10 protein-coding genes and 1 pseudogene are annotated in these 17,901 nt (G+C 36.8%); 2 read left to right on the plus strand and 9 right to left on the minus strand.

Annotation, left to right across the window (positions count from 1 at the left end; genetic code table 11):
- Nucleotides 1-113 precede the first annotated feature (113 nt).
- From addA to MUA90_RS10395, 6 genes and pseudogenes are all read right to left on the minus strand, one after another.
- The gene (addA, locus tag MUA90_RS10365) at nt 114-3,773 is read right to left on the minus strand and encodes a helicase-exonuclease AddAB subunit AddA (RefSeq protein ID WP_262586746.1); all 3,660 of its coding nucleotides are present in this window, start codon (nt 3,771-3,773) and stop codon (nt 114-116) included.
- Nucleotides 3,770-7,240, minus strand: a complete 3,471-nt coding sequence (gene addB / locus MUA90_RS10370) for a helicase-exonuclease AddAB subunit AddB (RefSeq protein WP_262586748.1) — start codon at nt 7,238-7,240, stop codon at nt 3,770-3,772. Before addB ends, addA begins: the two co-directional genes overlap by 4 nt.
- Nucleotides 7,241-7,367: 127 nt before the next feature.
- Nucleotides 7,368-7,934: a signal peptidase I gene (gene lepB / locus MUA90_RS10375; RefSeq protein WP_105993674.1), complete on the minus strand. Its 567-nt coding sequence runs from the start codon at nt 7,932-7,934 to the stop codon at nt 7,368-7,370.
- A gap of 16 nt (nt 7,935-7,950) precedes the next feature.
- Nucleotides 7,951-8,475 carry a signal peptidase I gene (gene lepB / locus MUA90_RS10380; protein ID WP_262586750.1) on the minus strand — a complete coding sequence of 175 codons (525 nt, stop codon included), beginning with the start codon at nt 8,473-8,475 and terminating at the stop codon, nt 7,951-7,953.
- A 313-nt stretch (nt 8,476-8,788) separates the two neighbouring features.
- Nucleotides 8,789-10,340: pseudogene (locus MUA90_RS14105) on the minus strand (IS3 family transposase).
- A gap of 90 nt (nt 10,341-10,430) precedes the next feature.
- Nucleotides 10,431-11,762 carry a glucose-6-phosphate isomerase gene (locus MUA90_RS10395; RefSeq protein ID WP_262586751.1) on the minus strand — a complete coding sequence of 444 codons (1,332 nt, stop codon included), beginning with the start codon at nt 11,760-11,762 and terminating at the stop codon, nt 10,431-10,433.
- A gap of 337 nt (nt 11,763-12,099) precedes the next feature.
- Between MUA90_RS10395 and MUA90_RS10400 the strand changes: the two genes are divergently transcribed.
- Together MUA90_RS10400 and argH are read left to right on the plus strand one after the other, a co-directional pair.
- Entirely contained in the window at nt 12,100-13,305 is a 1,206-nt protein-coding gene (locus MUA90_RS10400) for an argininosuccinate synthase (protein ID WP_262586752.1), read from the plus strand.
- Nucleotides 13,295-14,668, plus strand: coding sequence for an argininosuccinate lyase (gene argH, locus MUA90_RS10405; RefSeq protein ID WP_262586754.1), 1,374 nt, complete (start codon nt 13,295-13,297; stop codon nt 14,666-14,668). The genes MUA90_RS10400 and argH overlap by 11 nt, the downstream gene beginning before the upstream one ends.
- 317 nt (nt 14,669-14,985) lie before the next feature.
- On the opposite strand, the gene MUA90_RS10410 is transcribed toward argH, so the two are convergent.
- From MUA90_RS10410 to MUA90_RS10420, 3 genes are all read right to left on the minus strand, one after another.
- Nucleotides 14,986-15,078, minus strand: coding sequence for a type I toxin-antitoxin system Fst family toxin (locus MUA90_RS10410; RefSeq protein ID WP_114603750.1), 93 nt, complete (start codon nt 15,076-15,078; stop codon nt 14,986-14,988).
- A gap of 144 nt (nt 15,079-15,222) precedes the next feature.
- The gene (locus MUA90_RS10415) at nt 15,223-16,467 is read right to left on the minus strand and encodes a Glu/Leu/Phe/Val family dehydrogenase (RefSeq protein WP_105993668.1); all 1,245 of its coding nucleotides are present in this window, start codon (nt 16,465-16,467) and stop codon (nt 15,223-15,225) included.
- A gap of 109 nt (nt 16,468-16,576) precedes the next feature.
- Complete coding sequence (locus MUA90_RS10420) at nt 16,577-17,767, minus strand: ornithine--oxo-acid transaminase (protein WP_105993667.1); 1,191 nt, start codon at nt 17,765-17,767, stop codon at nt 16,577-16,579.
- Between the last annotated feature and the right edge of the window lie 134 nt (nt 17,768-17,901).

Below are 17,901 nucleotides of genomic sequence, written 5' to 3' on the forward strand. Positions count from 1 at the left end.
AAATATTTCATTAATTCTCTCAATAAAAAGTAGAGATAATCAAACTTTATGGTACTTTGGCTAATAGCGTATACCAATTTCCCTTTAATTATCTCTACCCTATCTATAATTCCTTAATGGTTTGAGTCATCGAGTGATAACGTACCAAATTTGAAGAAGTATAAGTAACCTTTCACTTTTGTATTCAAAATTGTTTCTAAAGCTGCGCGATAATAGTGCATTTGTACTTTATAACGGTCTTTTAATTGCTGACCCATTTCCTCATCAGACACACCTAATCTTTGGTGGAAAGCATCTGTTTTGTAATCTACAAAGTAGTATTGATCACCTTCGCGATAAATCAAGTCAATCATCCCTTGAATAATGGATACCCCTTCATTCGGATCCATATTTTGGTCGACTTCGCTTTGATTGACCACAAACGGCACTTCGCGCATTACTTGATTGCTTTGTGCAATTTTCAGATACAAATCACTATTAATAAAGCCCATGACCTCACTTATTCGAATATCTGCTTTAGCATCATCTTCTATAATATTCAGCTGAACTAGTCCATCTATATATGCATCTAGTTCCGCTTCTGTTAACCGCTCTGTTTTAAACGGCAGATGCTGCATTACAGTATGCATCAACGTACCGATTTCATTAGCTTTTCGTTTTTGATGCTGACGCAAGAATTGCGGACGTTCATAAGTGGATGCCCCTAATCTGTATTGGCGCACACGCTCGTAGCTTGTCCCGCTTTCTTCTGTTTCAAGCTGGCGTTTCAACTCTGATACAGATTGTTTTGTCGGTTTCACCATATCTTTTTGATACGGATATTCGAATGCAAGTTGTGTTTCAATCTGCTGCTGAAGTGTCGGCTGTTCAGTTTGATAGTTTTGGATATCCGCTACTGTGCGGTAATCTTCTTCTGTATTATCCGCTATATCTGCTTTGATATCTTCATAATAATCAATGTGCGTTTCGACAGAAGGTCGAATCGATGCCTCTATTGTTTCAATATTATTTTCAAACTTCAAATCGTTCGTAATACTTGAAGATTGGTATTTAGCCAAGATTGGATAAATCAAATTGAATGGACTAGGCGCACTCAAACGATAACTCATTTGCAGCATATTGTTTGAAATCGGTGCTTTTTCTAATTTTTCCAATGCTTTTTCATCTTTCACTCGTCCTATTAAGAAGAGCTGTTCTTTTGCACGTGTCAACGCAACATACATCAAACGCATTTCCTCGGAAATTAATTCATTTTCGTTAATTGCCTTTAATGCTGTCGAGGCTAAAGATGGATAAACAATATCTTTTTCTGTATCAAAATAATTCAAGCCAGCGCCGTATTTTTGATTAAGTATGACAGGCTTGCTTAAATCTTGCTTATTAAACTTAGTTGTTAATCCAGAGTAGATGACAAATGGAAACTCTAAACCTTTACTAGCATGAATAGTCATCATTCTAACCACATCATCATTCGGCCCGACAATATTTTCTTCACCGAAGTCTTGTTTTCTTTCGATTAATTCATCGATAAAACGAATGAATTGGAATAACCCTCTAAAGCTGGATTTTTCAAACTCAACTGCTTTGTTGAACAAGCCGTATAAATTAGCACGACGCCCTTTTCCACCGATTAATCCGCTGAAATATTGAATCACAAAACGATCATTATAGAAGCGATCGATTAATTGGTATACAGGATGTTTTAAACTGAAATCTTGATAGAATGCTAAATCCTTCAAAAAGTCTTGCAGTTTTTCGACCAGTTTTGCATCTGCTGCTTCATGTTGAATATAGTGCTGAATGGATTGATAGAAATAGTCGTCATTAGGACTCAATATACGAATATGTGCTAATTCATCTTCTGTAAACTGATAAATCACTGAACGCATCAATCCGACTAAATAAATATCTTGCAGCGGATTGTCTACCGTTCTTAAGAATGAAAGTACCAATCTGACTTCAGTTTGTTCAAAATAACCTTCCTTGCTATTTACATGGAAAGGAATATCTCTATCTTTAAAAGCTTGTTGTAGTTCTCTGGCATGACTATAAGCTCGTTCTAAAATCACAATATCTTTATACGTCGGCTTGCGATAAGTCTTCGTCTTCGTATCATATACTTCATGATGATTTAATATCGTTTCAACTTGATTCGCAATATACTCTGCTTCTTGTTGAGTGCCGGTTAATTCAGAGGCTTCATCTTCTACCAAGACATTTAAATGCAGCGGATGCGGTTGTTTATCAAACGGCGCACCGAAATAAAGCTGTGCCGCTTCGTCATATACAATTTCACCTACTGATTCATCCATCATGTGTTTGAATATATAGTTCGTAGTTGAAAGCACTTCAGGTCTTGAACGGAAGTTTTGTGATAAATCAATACGCATACCTGTACTTCCGTCTGCTAAGAAACGATTATATTTTTCAATGAACAAGCTTGGATCTGCTTGTCTGAATTTATAAATCGATTGTTTTACGTCCCCTACCATAAAGAGATTGCCGTTCGTTTCATCGCCGCGTTTGATACAACTTAAGATTTGTTCTTGAACACGGTTGGTATCTTGATATTCATCGACTAAAATCTCATCAAAACGGTCTCTGTAATGTTGTGCAAGTTCAGTCGGATGACCTGTTTCGTCCATTAAAATCTTCAATGCAAAATGTTCATAGTCTGAGAAATCCAAGATATTACGGCTGCGTTTCTTCTCACCGAACTTATTGATTACATCTTGTGTAATATTTGCCAGCACTTTTACTCTAGGTGCTAAGCGCTGCATATCTGCTTTTAAGTCTTCAGCTGAGCGAGAGTAATATTCTTGCTGCACTTTTTGCACTGCAGCTTTATAGTCATCATAATATCCTTTCGCACTTTCAAGGTCTGCCTCATATCCTTCATTGGCCTCTTTAATCTTTTTAACGGCACTTGGGAACCTTTTTTCAAATTGATGATTTCTGATAACTTCGGTATTAAGCAGCCCGCCTTCCATTGCACGCTGCATAAAAGCACGTTCTCCTTCTACCACTGCGAGTTGCTTATCTACAAGCGCAAGTTCACTATAAAGGTCGTAACTTTTATTAATATTTTCCAATGCCGTCTGCATAAATACACCTGCAAGCTCTGTCAGCAACTGCAGATATTCTTCTTGTACCGCTTCATGTTCATAAGGTTGTGCTAGTGAAGCCAGCCACTGCATCGGATTCGGGTTAGCGACTGAGAAGTAATACATACTTTTGATAATATTTCTGAAAGCATCATCGCTTCTATCCGATGAAAGATGTTCAGTCAAATCAATGAAAGCAGGATCAAGTGCTGCATAATAATCTTCAAGCACTTCATCAATCGTTTGTTCCAGCAATAAGATATTCTCCGCTTCGCTGCTGGTTCTGAAATTCGGATCTATATCTAAAACATCATAATGCTGCTGGATTAATTTCAAACAAAAGCTGTGTAACGTTGAAATTTGCGCTTGATGAATTTTAACACGTTGATTTTTAAGATGCGCATTGCTTGGATCTTCTAATGAAGCTTCTGTAATACGCTTTTCTACCCTATGCTTCATTTCGCGCGCACTAGCATTTGTAAACGTCACAACAAGCAAGCGGTCCACATCTATTTTATCTCTCAAAATACGCTGAATGATGCGCTCAACAAGTACTGCAGTCTTACCAGAACCTGCCGCTGCCGCAACCAGTGTATCTTGTCCTGAAGCATAAATACTTTTCCATTGTCCATCTGTCCACATTACACCCTCTGGTTTTTTCGGTATCATGCTTCATCCTCCTCTTCATCTGATTCTAGTCGTAATAATTCAATTGGATTAATCTTCTCATCTACTGTGCGATAACGCTTGCTGTCAATCATGCCGTCAACATGACATACAGATTTGTAGTTGCAGAAATCACAAGGCAGCTTTTTATCATATTTCATCGGTGCGACTTCTGTATGCCCATCCATAATATCTGATGCAATTTGTGTGAAGTTCTTTTTATTATGTTCGATAAACTTATAGATTGTTTTCGTATCTGCAACCGGATTATTTTTGCCTAAGCCGCCGCCTTTAAGCATATTAATCGGCACAATATCAGATTTGAAAGAAGGTTCTAATCGTGTATCTTCCGCATTCAATACATCTGGGTCGCTATTAATCACCCCGCTTAATTGATAAGATTTCAATAATTCTTTTTCTCTTTCGTCTTCATCAATGCTTGCCCAGTTCGCAAATTTAACACGCGGTTCATGCACATGGAAATAGAGTAAACCGCCAGGTTCAGTTTGGTCTGATAACGCTAAGCGTTGTTTATTTTGCAAGACGACATCCATATAAGTCATCATCTGCATCTGTAATCCGTAATACACTTTTTTCAAATCCAGTGTTCCGCTGTAAGCCGAAGATTTATAATCGATAATATTCACAAAGCTTCTGTCTTGATGTGTATACGTATCGATTCTATCGATTTGTCCGCGCACATTAATCGGAATACCTTGTGTCGTATAAAGTGCTTGTGCCTCAAGCTGATCTGGTGTTTTAGGCTTTCTTCTGAATGATTTTTCAAACGCTTGCGGCTTGAATTTAGAGAAACTTCCTTGATATTTCAATGCTGTAAGCGTCGATTGAACAATGGCACCGATACGATATGACATAAAACGATAATACGCAGAAGAATTCAATAAGTTATATTGTACTGTCGGCAAGATACTTTCTAAGGCTTCTTGCGTCAGTGCTTTGATTGCTTTATCAGTCAGATTTTTAAAGTCGCCGTCAATTTTCTCTGCAATGTATTTTAAGACAGAGTGGAAGATATCTCCTAAATCAAAGTTCTCTAATTTATATTTCGTACGCTCATTGAGTCTAAGTCCATGTGAAGTATAATGTTTGAATGGACAATTCTGATAACCTTCAAATCGTGATACACTGGCATTGATTGTATCACCATATAATGCTTTGGATTGATCCTGACTCAGTTGCACTGTTTTATTATCATAAGTCAGTGCTGAAGTCAGGTAGTACAGCCCTTTTGATAAACGGTCATTGTTTGCCATGGCTTGATAAGTATCTAACCAAGCATCTGCAGTCAGCTCATGATGCAGCCAGCTTTGCAGTTCTTCGAATAAATTGATTTTCGTTTGGTGCGGATGCTCCATTAAAGTTAATGGATTTTGCTGTGCACTGTAATGGATATTTTCAACTTCTAAATTGGTATAGAGCTCTTGAATTGACTGAATAAATGGACTGACTTCTTTATCATCGTTGTTCATGCCCATTAAGCTGTATGAGAAAGTGACATATTGTTTAGCACGTGTCATCGCAATATAACAAACAAACGCTTCATCCATTTGCAGCACATCTGCAGTCGGACTTAATTCTACTTGTGTTTCTTCTTGGAAATATTTCTTTTCTTCATCGCTGATGAGCCCTGAACTTGAAATAGCTTGCGGCATCACACCGTCATTCATGCCAAGCATATAGACGTGCGCTTTGTTGTCGACTTTAGCTAAATCCATTGTACCGATTGCGACTTGGTCTAATGTTTGCGGAATCATCACAAACTCTAATTGTTCTAATCCAACATCAAAGAGTTCTAAGAAACGTTTTTGTGTCATCTCAGCGTCGCCGAACACTGTAGCCAAATCATCAAGTGTTTGAATGAAACCATTCCATACTTGATCAAGTTCTTCAGCTTGCTGATGCTTGCCGGCTAAATCCAATTCATCGCGTTCAGTCATCAATTGGCTCGGCAGCTCAAAGGATTCGAAGACTTCATAAAATGCTGCCGCAAATTCTACTGCTGTTTCAGCTTCGCTTAATGCTTGTTCAAATTTGAGGATATGTTTCATGACAAAGTCTTTCAATTCAATCACACGCTGATACACCGCTTCTGTTTCTTCTGTCATCGGTTGACGTTTTAATCCCATTTGATTAAATTGCTCAATTTTAAAGTAACTGTCATCTATCCAGCGCTGACCATATATTCCTCTTTCAAGCACATAATTTTCCAAGATATCTGTTAAGTAACGGCTGTCTTTAAATTTTTGTGTTAATACTTGTGTCTTGAACAAGCGCATCAGCGGTTCAAAACTCCATTTTGTTTCAATGACTTCAATTAAAGAACGAATCATTTCCATCACAGGATGATGTGTCATTGATTGCTTCGTATCGATATTAAACGGAATTTCATATTCAGGCAGCACACTCTCCATCAAATGTGCATAAGCTTCATCACGATATAAAATTGCCACATCTTGATAGCGAATATTTTCTTCTCGTGCTTTGCGGATAATATCACGTGCGACCGCATTAACTTCTTCACGTACATTCGAAGCTTCAAGAATATTTACATGGCCCTTATTCGGCACTTTATCGATAAAGAGTTCATTAAAACTGCTTTCTAAGTGGCTTAAGTCTGCATTATCAAAACGGTATTTTGTAGTGAATTGTCGTAAATTAACTGTCGTGTCTAATTTTTGTGCGATTTCTTCTAAATGCGTTAAGACAGATGATGATTTTCTGAATAAACTAAATGGATCTTTATCTCCGTTCGTCGTTAATAATACGCTGACGGATTTTGTATGTTTGGCTAACGCTTCTATCATGAGATATTCTAACGTTGAAAAGTTATGGAAACCGTCTATATAAATCTCTGCACGTTTCAACCATTCAGATTTGCCCATTTGTTCTACAAATTTATAAAGCGTATCTTCAGATGATACAAAATTATCTGCTAAACGTGTTTCTAAATAACGGTATACTAATGCAATATCATGCAGCTTATCTTGCGTACGCGGCTGTAACTGATTTTCAGAAATAAAATCCTCTAACTGTTCAGGACTTACAGCATATTTCTTAAAATCTTGAATTTGTTCAGTCAGCTTTGAACTGAACCCATAATATTTCACTTGAGATTGATAGAGATTCAATTCTTTGCGATGGTTTTGCAAAATATCGAATACCATCATTTCCATGGCACCTTTTGAAACATAATCTTCAGTTAAACCGCCGATTTCTTGGAAAATTCTATGACTTAAACGTTCAAAGTGAAGGACTTCTGTTCTAAGGCTGCCGTTTAATTCTGGGTCTTTTACAAAATCTTGTTCGATTTGGAATGTACTTTGTGTAGGGGCAATAATGATAATCGGATCGCCTAATGGATCTTGTTTCATCTTTTGTTTGATTTCACTTAACATCGCATGCGACTTCCCTGTACCAGCCCTACCAATATATGCGTTTAATACAGTCACTTTTCTCACCTCTTCGAAAAATATTGTAGCTCATATCCCATTATATATCCATAGCCTATCGTCAATGAAATTTAAAAAAAGAGCTGCTGCATTTCGCAGCAACTCCTTTAAAAATCTATCTTGTATTTTAGTTTTGTTCCGGGTTGAAATTCACTTTGAATGCGGTGAATGGCCAGTAACGCAAACTGACTTTACCGACAACTTGTTCGTTATCGATTAAACCGAATGAACGGCTGTCTTTACTTACTTCACGGTTATCTCCGAGTACTAACAGTTTGCCTTTTGGTATTTTATTCGAACCATTCGCATTCGGCAGATTTTTCACTTGGAAACTACCTGTGATTTCATTATAGCTTTTATGTTTTTGATTATAATCTAAGTAAGGTTCTTTTACTTTTTTGCCATTTACATAAAGTACGTCATGTTTATATTCTACACTGTCGCCTGGTGTTCCGATGACACGTTTAACATAGTCTGCATTTTTATCTGCGTGGAATACAATCACATTGCCTTTTTCAAGTCCGCCCATTTTAAAGCCGATGACATTAACAATGACTTTTTCTCCGTCTTTTAGTGTAGGATGCATAGAATCTCCGCGGACAGTATAAGATTTTGCGACAAAACTATTAATGATAAAGATTAATACCAAAGCTATCGCTATGGCGGTAATCCACTCAATGACTTCCTTTTTCACTGTATCAACACCTCTATTATTCGTTAAATGAAATTTTGAATTGCTGGAAAGGATAATATCTCAAGACGACTTTGCCTATGATATCTTTTTGGTGTATCGTCCCAAACTGTCTGGAGTCTTGTTGCTGTGCACGATTATCGTTCAGCACAAGATAGTGTTTAGGTGCTAAGATATCTCCTTCAGAATGTTTTAAATCGCGTAATGCTAAATTTTGAATCGGATTTTTAATATCATAACGTTCTTTTACAAGTTGATCATCACGAAAAAGCTGACCATCTTTATATTCAACCGACTCTCCTGGTGTACCTATGACACGGCCAAAATATGTATGCCCATTATGGCGATACATGATGACATCGCTATTATGTATTTGGTTGAAAGCCGCTTGTACTTTGCTTACTAATATACGGTCATCTTTGTTAAGTACGGGTGCCATATTATCAGTCTTTACAACTGCACCAATTATGATAAACGCTTGAATCAACATTACAATAATAATCGCAATTATCACGGAAAGCAAATATTTTACAATTTTCCTCACTATTATCTCCTAACCTATTCATTGGATTACTACTATTATAGAGGGAATTTAATTTTTTTCAAAATCTAAAAAAGCTCCCACTCTACTTAATGAACTGCTCCCTGTCAAGTAGACAGGAAAAAAACAAAAAATAATTTATTGGGAATCTGATAAACAAATTTTAAGTTACTGTACAAATGAGTTGATAAATCTCGTTTGTACAGTTTTTTTATTCTCCTAGCGCACTATCGTTTGCTTGATCTGGTAAAAAAAGTGGTGCGCTACGCACACTACTTCTTTTACCAGATTATTTAGGGTAGACATTAGTTAGAAGTTAAGCAATTAATCTTTCCATTTCCAAAGTAATTCTCTCATTGTTGTAAAAATCAATGTATTCTTTAAACTGCGAGCGTGCAGTTTTTATATCCTTGAATTTATAATGTCTATTACCGCGATAAATTTCTGATTTCATTATTCCCCAAAATGATTCCATTGGACTATTATCTATGCATCGTTCGACTCGTGACATGCTTTGAATAACACCTTGCTCATCGAGCAAGAATTTAAAATGTTTGCTTGTATATTGAAAACCTCTGTCGCTATGTAGTATTAAGCCGCTTATATTTTTCACTTTCTTTAACGCTTTATTGAAAGTATTAAAAACCAGCTGATTGTTATTTGAATAACTTATATCATAGCTTACAATTTTACCTGTTCCGAGATCTCTGATAGCGCTTAAATAAAATTTCCTTCCATTTTCTAAAATAAGTTCTGTCACATCTGTTACCCATTTTTTGTTAGCTTCCGTTTCACTAAATTCTCTATCTAATAAATTCTCTGCAGTAATAGTAGGTGTTGAGGGTCTATATCTTTTTCTTGCAGCACGTATGCAAGATTTTAGACCTAATTTTTTCATTAAACGATATACTCGTTTACGACTTACTTTTTTATCCAGTCTTAAACAGATATATATACGAATACGACGATAACCATATATACCGTTGTATTTATTGAAAATCCACAAGATTTCTTTCATTAATATTTCATCTTCAATTTCACGCTGTGTTTTAAATTCTCTTCTCTTTCTCCACTTATAATAACTGGCTCTAGAAATTCCAACCACCTTACATAACAGAGTTATTGGATATTCATTTTTTAAGTCTCTATTACAAGGTACTCAACTATTTGTCTAAACGGCGATTGATCAGCTCTCTTTCTTTCTCCTTCAACTTTTTTAAAATCTTGTTTTCCATTTCTAAGTATTTGATTCTTTCTTCAAGAGCTTTTGTTTTAGCTAATGCTTGTTCTTCATCAGTCATTGTCTGAGTTGGCTTACCTTTACCTCTTCCGTCTACAAGACCGGCACTTCCAAATTGTTCATATTTTTTAACCCAACTATATACTTGGCCATAATTAACATTATATTTTAAAGCTGTTTTCTTATAATCTTTTTCTGACTCAATACATGCTTCTACTATTTCTACACGTTCTTCGAACGTTGTTTTTCTCGCTTTCATTGAATACACCCCTAGTAATGGAGAATATGAAACATTCTCTTTTCCTAAAGTATATCGTTTTATCCAATCCCTAACAGTAGAATATGCTGGAATATTATATTTTATTGCTAAATCAACAGCAGAAACACCTTCAGTTAAGTATTCCTGAACAATTGTTTCTTTAAATGCTTTACTATAAGTATTATTGCTTTTCTTTGGTAATAGTACCTCAACGCCATGTACTTTATATTGGTGATATTTAAACATCACCTGTTTACGATTTAATTCTATACCACTCTTTTCTATAGCTTCATTACAACTATAACCTTCATCTATTAAACTAAATGTTAAGAGAAATAATTTAATGTCACTTTCGAGATATTTAGACATAAGAATGCTCCCCCTATAGTTTTGTTTTTTTAGTGTCTACTATAGGGGGAGCATATCATAAAGTAAAATGGGAGTTGATAGTATGAAGTATTATAGACGTTCTTCTAATTCTTGTTTTTTATCTTCATAACCTGGTTTGCCAAGTAATGCGAACATATTTTGTTTATATGCTTCTACACCTGGTTGGTTGAATGGGTTCACACCTAATTGGTAACCGCTCATTGCACAAGCTAATTCGAAGAAGTAAACAACATAGCCGAATGTTTCCGCATCGATACGAGGGATTTTAACTACTAAGTTCGGCACTTCGCCGTCAGTATGTGCAAGTAAAGTACCTTGGAATGCTTTTGTATTTACTTCATCAATTGTTTTGCCGGCAAGATAGTTCAATCCATCTAAATCATCTGCGTCTTTTTCGATAGTAATATCGTGTTTAGGATTGTCGACTTTCACAACTGTTTCAAATAAGAAACGACGGCCTTCTTGAACATATTGTCCTAATGAGTGCAAGTCAGTTGTGTAGTTAGCACTTGAAGGATAAATTCCTTTGAAGTCTTTACCTTCAGATTCGCCGTATAATTGTTTCCACCATTCATTGAAGTATTGCAATGATGGTTCATAGTTGATTAACATTTCAGTTGTATAACCTTTTGCATATAAGATATTACGCAATGTCGCATATTGGTATGCGATATTGTCTTCTAATTGATCAGAAGAAAGTTCTTCGCGTGCGTTCGCAGCACCGTCCATCATAGCTTTAATATCAATTCCTGCAGCCGCAATCGGTAATAAACCTACAGCTGTTAATACTGAATAACGTCCGCCGACATCATCAGGTACTACAAATGTTTCATAGCCTTCATTTGTCGCAAGTTGTTTCAAAGCACCTTTTGCTTTATCAGTTGTCGCAAAGATACGTTGTTTTGCTTCTTCTTTACCGTATTTATCTTCTAATAATTGTTTGAAGAGACGGAAAGCAACAGCTGGTTCTGTAGTTGTACCAGATTTAGAAATAACATTGACTGAATAATCTTTACCGTCCAAGTATTCGATTAAGTCATGTAAATAAGATGATGATAAGTGGTTGCCCGCAAAGACAATTTCAGGATATTCATCACTTGTTCTGAATGATGATGTCAACATTTCAATTGCGGCACGTGCACCTAAATAAGAACCGCCGATACCTACTACAACTAAAACATCTGAATGTTCTTTAATACGTTTAGCTGCTTCTAAGATACGTGAGAATTCTTCTTTATCATAATCTACCGGAAGGTCTAACCATCCTAAAAAGTCATTGCCTGCACCAGTACCTTCATGAATTACACGGTGGATTGTTTTAACGATTTCTTGTTGTTGCGTTAACTCATGTTCGTCAACGAATTTTAAAGCTTTGCTATAGTCTAGCTCAATATGTGTCATTTGAACTGCCTCCTGCTTTTTGATTTCACTCATATTTTACTAAATTTCTGACAACACATTCAATAAAACTGTCTATGATTTTTCAACCTCGACTGGATTTGTGAAAAAATCGCCATTTTTTACAAAATCCTCGTACTTTTCTTGATTTAAAGCCTTTTCTGATATTTTATGGTATGTGCATATAATATTGTATAAGCCCGCCATTGCAGGAACCTAAATGATTGAGATTTCATATTTCTGTATATTTATGTAAAATAATGGTTTATTTCTCATCTTTAATCTGCTATGATAATAACATGTTAAAAAATTCAAACTATTCTAACGAGGTGTATAAATTATGAAGGATAAAATCGTATTAGCCTATTCAGGCGGATTAGATACAAGTGTGGCAGTTAAGTGGCTGATCGATAAAGGTTACGATGTTGTTGCTTGCTGTTTAGATGTAGGAGAAGGAAAAGATTTAGATGTTGTTTATCAAAAAGCATTAGATATGGGCGCAGTTGAATGCTATATCATTGATGCTACTAAAGAATTCAGCGACGAGTATGTAGCTTATGCTATTAAAGGTAATTTAATGTATGAAAATACTTATCCAGTCGTTTCAGCATTATCTCGTCCATTAATCTCTAAAAAATTAGTCGAAATCGCAGAAAAAACAAATGCAGTTGGTATTGCACATGGCTGTACTGGTAAAGGTAACGACCAAGTACGTTTTGAAGTAGCCATCAAAGCGTTGAACCCAGAATTGAAAGTATTTGCACCGGTACGTTCATGGGGTTGGAGTCGTGAAGAAGAAATCGATTATGCAATTAAAAATAATATTCCGGTACCTATCAACCATGACTCGCCTTATTCTATCGACCAAAACTTATGGGGCCGCGCAAACGAATGCGGTATTTTAGAAGATCCGTATGCAGCGCCGCCGAAAGATGCATTTGATTTAACACGCGAAATTGAAGATACACCCGATACACCTGATGAAATCGTTTTGAAGTTTGAAAAAGGTATTCCAGTAGAAATCAATGGCAAAGCGTATCCATTAGATGATTTGATTTTGTATTTAAATGATTTAGCCGGCAAACATGGTATCGGACGTATCGACCATGTTGAAAACAGATTAGTCGGAATTAAATCTCGTGAAGTTTATGAAACACCTGGCGCTGAAGTGATTCTTAAAGCACATAAAGCTTTAGAAACCATCACTTTGACTAAAGATGTTGCACACTTTAAACCAGTTATCGAAAAACAATTTGCAGAACAAACATACAATGGTTTATGGTTCTCACCTTTAACTGACTCATTAAAAGTCTTTATCGATTCTACACAAGCACATGTCACTGGGGAAGTACGTGTGAAATTGTTCAAAGGCAATGCAGTCGTTAACGGAAGAAAATCACCTTACTCTTTATATAATGAAAAACTTGCGACTTATACAAAAGAAGATGCATTCAATCAAGAAGCAGCAGTAGGATTCATTGAAATCTACGGCTTGCCTACTGAAGTCAATTCTATGTTGCATGGGGGTTATTCTAATGAGCAATAAAGCCTGGGGCGGTCGTTTCCAATCGGAACCAGAAGAATGGGTAGATGCGTTTAACGCATCTATTCATTTCGACCATCTATTAATAGATGAAGATATTCAAGGAAGTATTGCACATGCGACAATGCTTGCTAAACAAGGTATCCTCACTTCCAAAGAAAGCGACACCATTATTAAGGGACTCCAGGACATCCAACAAGATTACCATGATGGTAAAGTTAAATTTACAGAAGCATTAGAAGATATTCATTTAAATATCGAACATGAATTAATCGAACGTATCGGCCCTGTCGGCGGTAAACTGCATACAGGTCGCAGCCGTAATGACCAAGTTGCGACAGATATGCACCTTTATACGAAGAAAGCCGTAAAAGAAATCATCGCATTAATTCATTCACTTCAAGAAACAATTGTACATTTGGCAGATAAACATGTAGATACGATTATGCCCGGCTATACGCATTTACAGCGTGCACAGCCGATTTCATTCGCACATCACGTCATGACTTACTTCTGGATGTTAGAACGTGATAAAAATCGTTTTGAAGATGCATTAAAACGTATTGATATCAATCCATTAGGTGCTGCAGCACTCAGCGGGACAACACATGCGATTGATCGTAAGAAAATACAAGAATTATTAGACTTTGCATCGCTGTATGAAAACAGTTTAGATGCAGTCAGTGATCGTGATTATATCGTAGAAACTTTAAATGCCATTTCACTCGTAATGATTCATTTATCACGTTTCTCTGAAGAAATTATTTTCTGGTCAACTGATGAAGCTAAATTCATCACCTTATCCGATTCATTTTCAACAGGCTCATCAATTATGCCGCAGAAAAAGAACCCGGATATGGCAGAACTTATCAGAGGCAAAACAGGCCGTACAACAGGTCATCTTGTCAGTATGTTAATGACATTAAAAGGCTTGCCTCTAGCTTATAACAAAGACATGCAAGAAGATAAAGAAGGCTTATTCGATGCAGTCCATACTGTTACAGGTTCACTGCGCATCTTTGAAGGCATGTTAGCGAGCATGACTGTTAATACAGATCGTTTAAACGAAACAGTTCATAACGACTTCTCAAATGCGACAGAACTTGCGGACTATCTCGTTGAAAAAGACGTACCTTTCAGAGAGGCACATGCAATCGTAGGACAAATCGTATATTGGTGTATCCAGCACGATTGCTACTTACTTGATGTACCTCTTGAACAATATCAATCATTCTCATCCAAAATCGATGACACGATTTATAGTTACCTCAAACCAGAAAACTGCTTAAAACGCAGAAAAAGTTATGGTTCTACAGGACAAGATGCAGTACGTCATCAAATCGAAGTCGCAAAAGCATTACTCTAATACAAAAACACAGCCGAATTTCACGCTATTGTGAGATTCGGCTGTTTTACGTTATATTGAGTGCTTAATCCATTGTCTTAAATCCTCTAAACGATATTGTTTTACTATATTTGTTTTAACTGTTTCTAAAGTGATTTGCGACAAAGTTTGAATGAGTGTAGTTTCAATGATGTTTAATGATTCCGTGCTATTATTTTTTTGCAAATCACTACACTCTAGTGTTATAATTCAATTAACAAAGAGTATTCCATAGAAACACCAATCCCCTCACTATCAGCAGTAGTGAGGGGATTTTTTGGTGTAGCTAGATCGCCTTATTATTTGTTGCGGTTACTTAGCCAAAATGTGAAAATCGCAACAACGCACCCTGATATAATAGGGGCTATAATACTGACAAAGAGTATTACCATAGATTCCACCTCCTTCCATAGCACAATTCGCCTATGGAAGTTAAGGCGACCTTTATATTATACTTGATTTTTTGTAATTTCAAAACGCAAAAAGAGCCGACATTGTCGACTCTTTTCTCTCATTTAAATTAACTTATTATTGACCTATGCCCAACCGCGGTAGCGTGCAGCTTCTGCTGTACGTTTGATACCTACGATGTATGCAGCTAAACGCATATCGATTTTACGGTTTTGTGCTAATTCATAAATATCGTTAAATGCTGTGACTAATTTGTCGCGCATTTTTTTGTTTACTTCTTCTTCTGACCAATAGTAACCTTGGTTGTTTTGTACCCACTCGAAGTAAGATACTGTTACACCGCCGGCACTTGCAAGTACGTCTGGTACTAATAATACGCCGCGCTCGTGTAAAATGCGTGTTGCTTCAAGTGTTGTAGGTCCGTTTGCTGCTTCTACTAAGATATCCGCTTTAATGTTTGGTGCGTTATCTTTAGTGATTTGGTTTTCGATTGCAGCTGGGATTAAGATATCACAATCTAATTCGAATAATTCTTTGTTAGAGATTGTTTCTTCGAATAAGTTTGTAACTGTACCGAAGCTGTCTCTGCGATCTAATAGGTAATCAATATCTAAACCTTCTGGGTCAGATAATGCACCGTATGCGTCAGAGATACCAACGATTTTAGCACCTTTATCAAATAAGAATTTCGCTAAGAAACTTCCTGCGTTACCGAAACCTTGAATTACAATTCTTGCACCGTTAAGGTCAAGATCTTTAAGTTTCGCAGCTTGTTCAATCGCAATTACAACACCAAGTGCTGTTGAACGGTCGCGTCCTTCTGAACCACCAAGCACAATTGGTTTACCAGTGATAAATCCAGGAGAGTTGAATTTATCTAATGCACTGTACTCATCCATCATCCAAGCCATGATTTGTGAGTTCGTCATAACGTCTGGTGCCGGAATATCTTTAGAAGGCCCAACAATTTGTGAAATTGCACGAACATAACCACGTGATAAACGTTCAACTTCATGAATGCTCATTTGACGCGGGTCACAGATGATACCGCCTTTACCGCCACCGTATGGTAAGTCAACGATACCGCATTTCATTGTCATCCACATTGATAATGCTTTAACTTCATCTACATTGACATTCGGGTGGAAACGTACTCCGCCTTTAGTAGGTCCAACTGCATCATTATGTTGCGCACGGTAACCAGTGAATGTTTTAACCGTACCGTCGTCCATTCTTACTGGAATACGAACTTCTAAAAATCGTAATGGTTCTTTCACAAGATCGTACATGCCGTCATCAAAACCTAATTTATGCAATGCTTCTTTAATAATTTGTTGTGTCGATGTCACTAAATTATTGTTCTCAGTCATAATCCTTCTCGCCTCTTTTTCCTAACAATGATTTCGCTTTCATTTGTATTGTAACATAAGCGCAACCTTTTTAAAGTGTTTTCAATCCTTTTGTTACAACTTTTTGAACTTAGCTGAATACCTTCTTGATTCTTTCTAAAGCGTCATCGATTTCTTCTTTAGAAATAACCAGCGGAGGCGCAAAACGAATCACTGTATCATGCGTTTCTTTACATAGTAAGCCTTCTTCTTTTAACGCTTCAGCATATGGGCGTGCACTTTCATTTAATTGTAAACCGATGAACAATCCGCGTCCGCGTACTTCTTCAATCGCAGGATGATCGATTTTTCTCAATTCTTCTTGGAAATATTCGCCTAACTCTTGTGAACGTCCCGCTAAATCTTCATCAACTAATACATCCAATGCCGCAATTGACACTGCAGCTGCTAAAGGATTACCGCCGAATGTAGAACCATGAGAGCCTGGTGTGAAGACATCTAATACTTCATGGTCAGCTGCTACTGCTGAAATTGGTAAAACACCGCCGCCTAAAGCTTTACCTAGGATATAAACATCTGGTTTCACGCCATCCCAATCTGTCGCAAACATTTTACCTGAACGGCCTAAGCCTGATTGAATTTCATCTGCGATGAATAAGATATTATGCTCATCAGCTAATTCGCGGATTGTTTTCAAATAACCTTCCGGCGGAACGTTAATGCCCGCTTCACCTTGAATCGGCTCTACTAAAATAGCTGCTGTGTTTTCATTAATCGCATCTTTTAATGCGGCTTCATCACCGAAATCAACTTTTTTGAACCCTTCTAATAATGGACCATAACCGCGTTGATATTCCGCTTCAGATGATAATGACACAGGTGCCATTGTACGTCCGTGGAAGTTGCCGTTAAATGCGATAATTTCCGCTTTATCCGGGTCAATCCCTTTAACATCATAAGACCAGCGGCGTGCTGCTTTAACTGCAGTCTCAACAGCTTCAGCGCCTGTATTCATCGGTAAGATTTTTTCTTTACCTGTTAATTCGCTGACTTTCTCATACCAGTCCCCTAAATTGTCACTGTTGAAAGCACGAGAAACTAAAGTCACTTTATCTGCTTGATCTTTTAACGCTTGAATAATTTTAGGATGACGATGGCCTTGGTTGACTGCTGAATAAGCTGCTAACATGTCCATGTATTTATTGCCTTCTGGATCTTTAACCCAAATACCGTCAGCCTCTGAAATGACAATTGGAAGTGGTGTGTAGTTGCGTGCCCCATAGTGTTCTGTTTTTTTAATGATATCTTCTGATCTTGTCATAAATTATTCCTCCTTATAAACGCTTTTTTCTTTATATTTATATGTGATGAAATTGATTCAATTCTATTGTGTTCCAATATAAAATAGCTTTGAAAAAAATCACATTATAGATACCTCTCATCTTAATGATGAAA

The organism is Staphylococcus sp. IVB6181 (genome assembly GCF_025561445.1).
Lineage (GTDB): Bacteria > Bacillota > Bacilli > Staphylococcales > Staphylococcaceae > Staphylococcus > Staphylococcus simulans_B.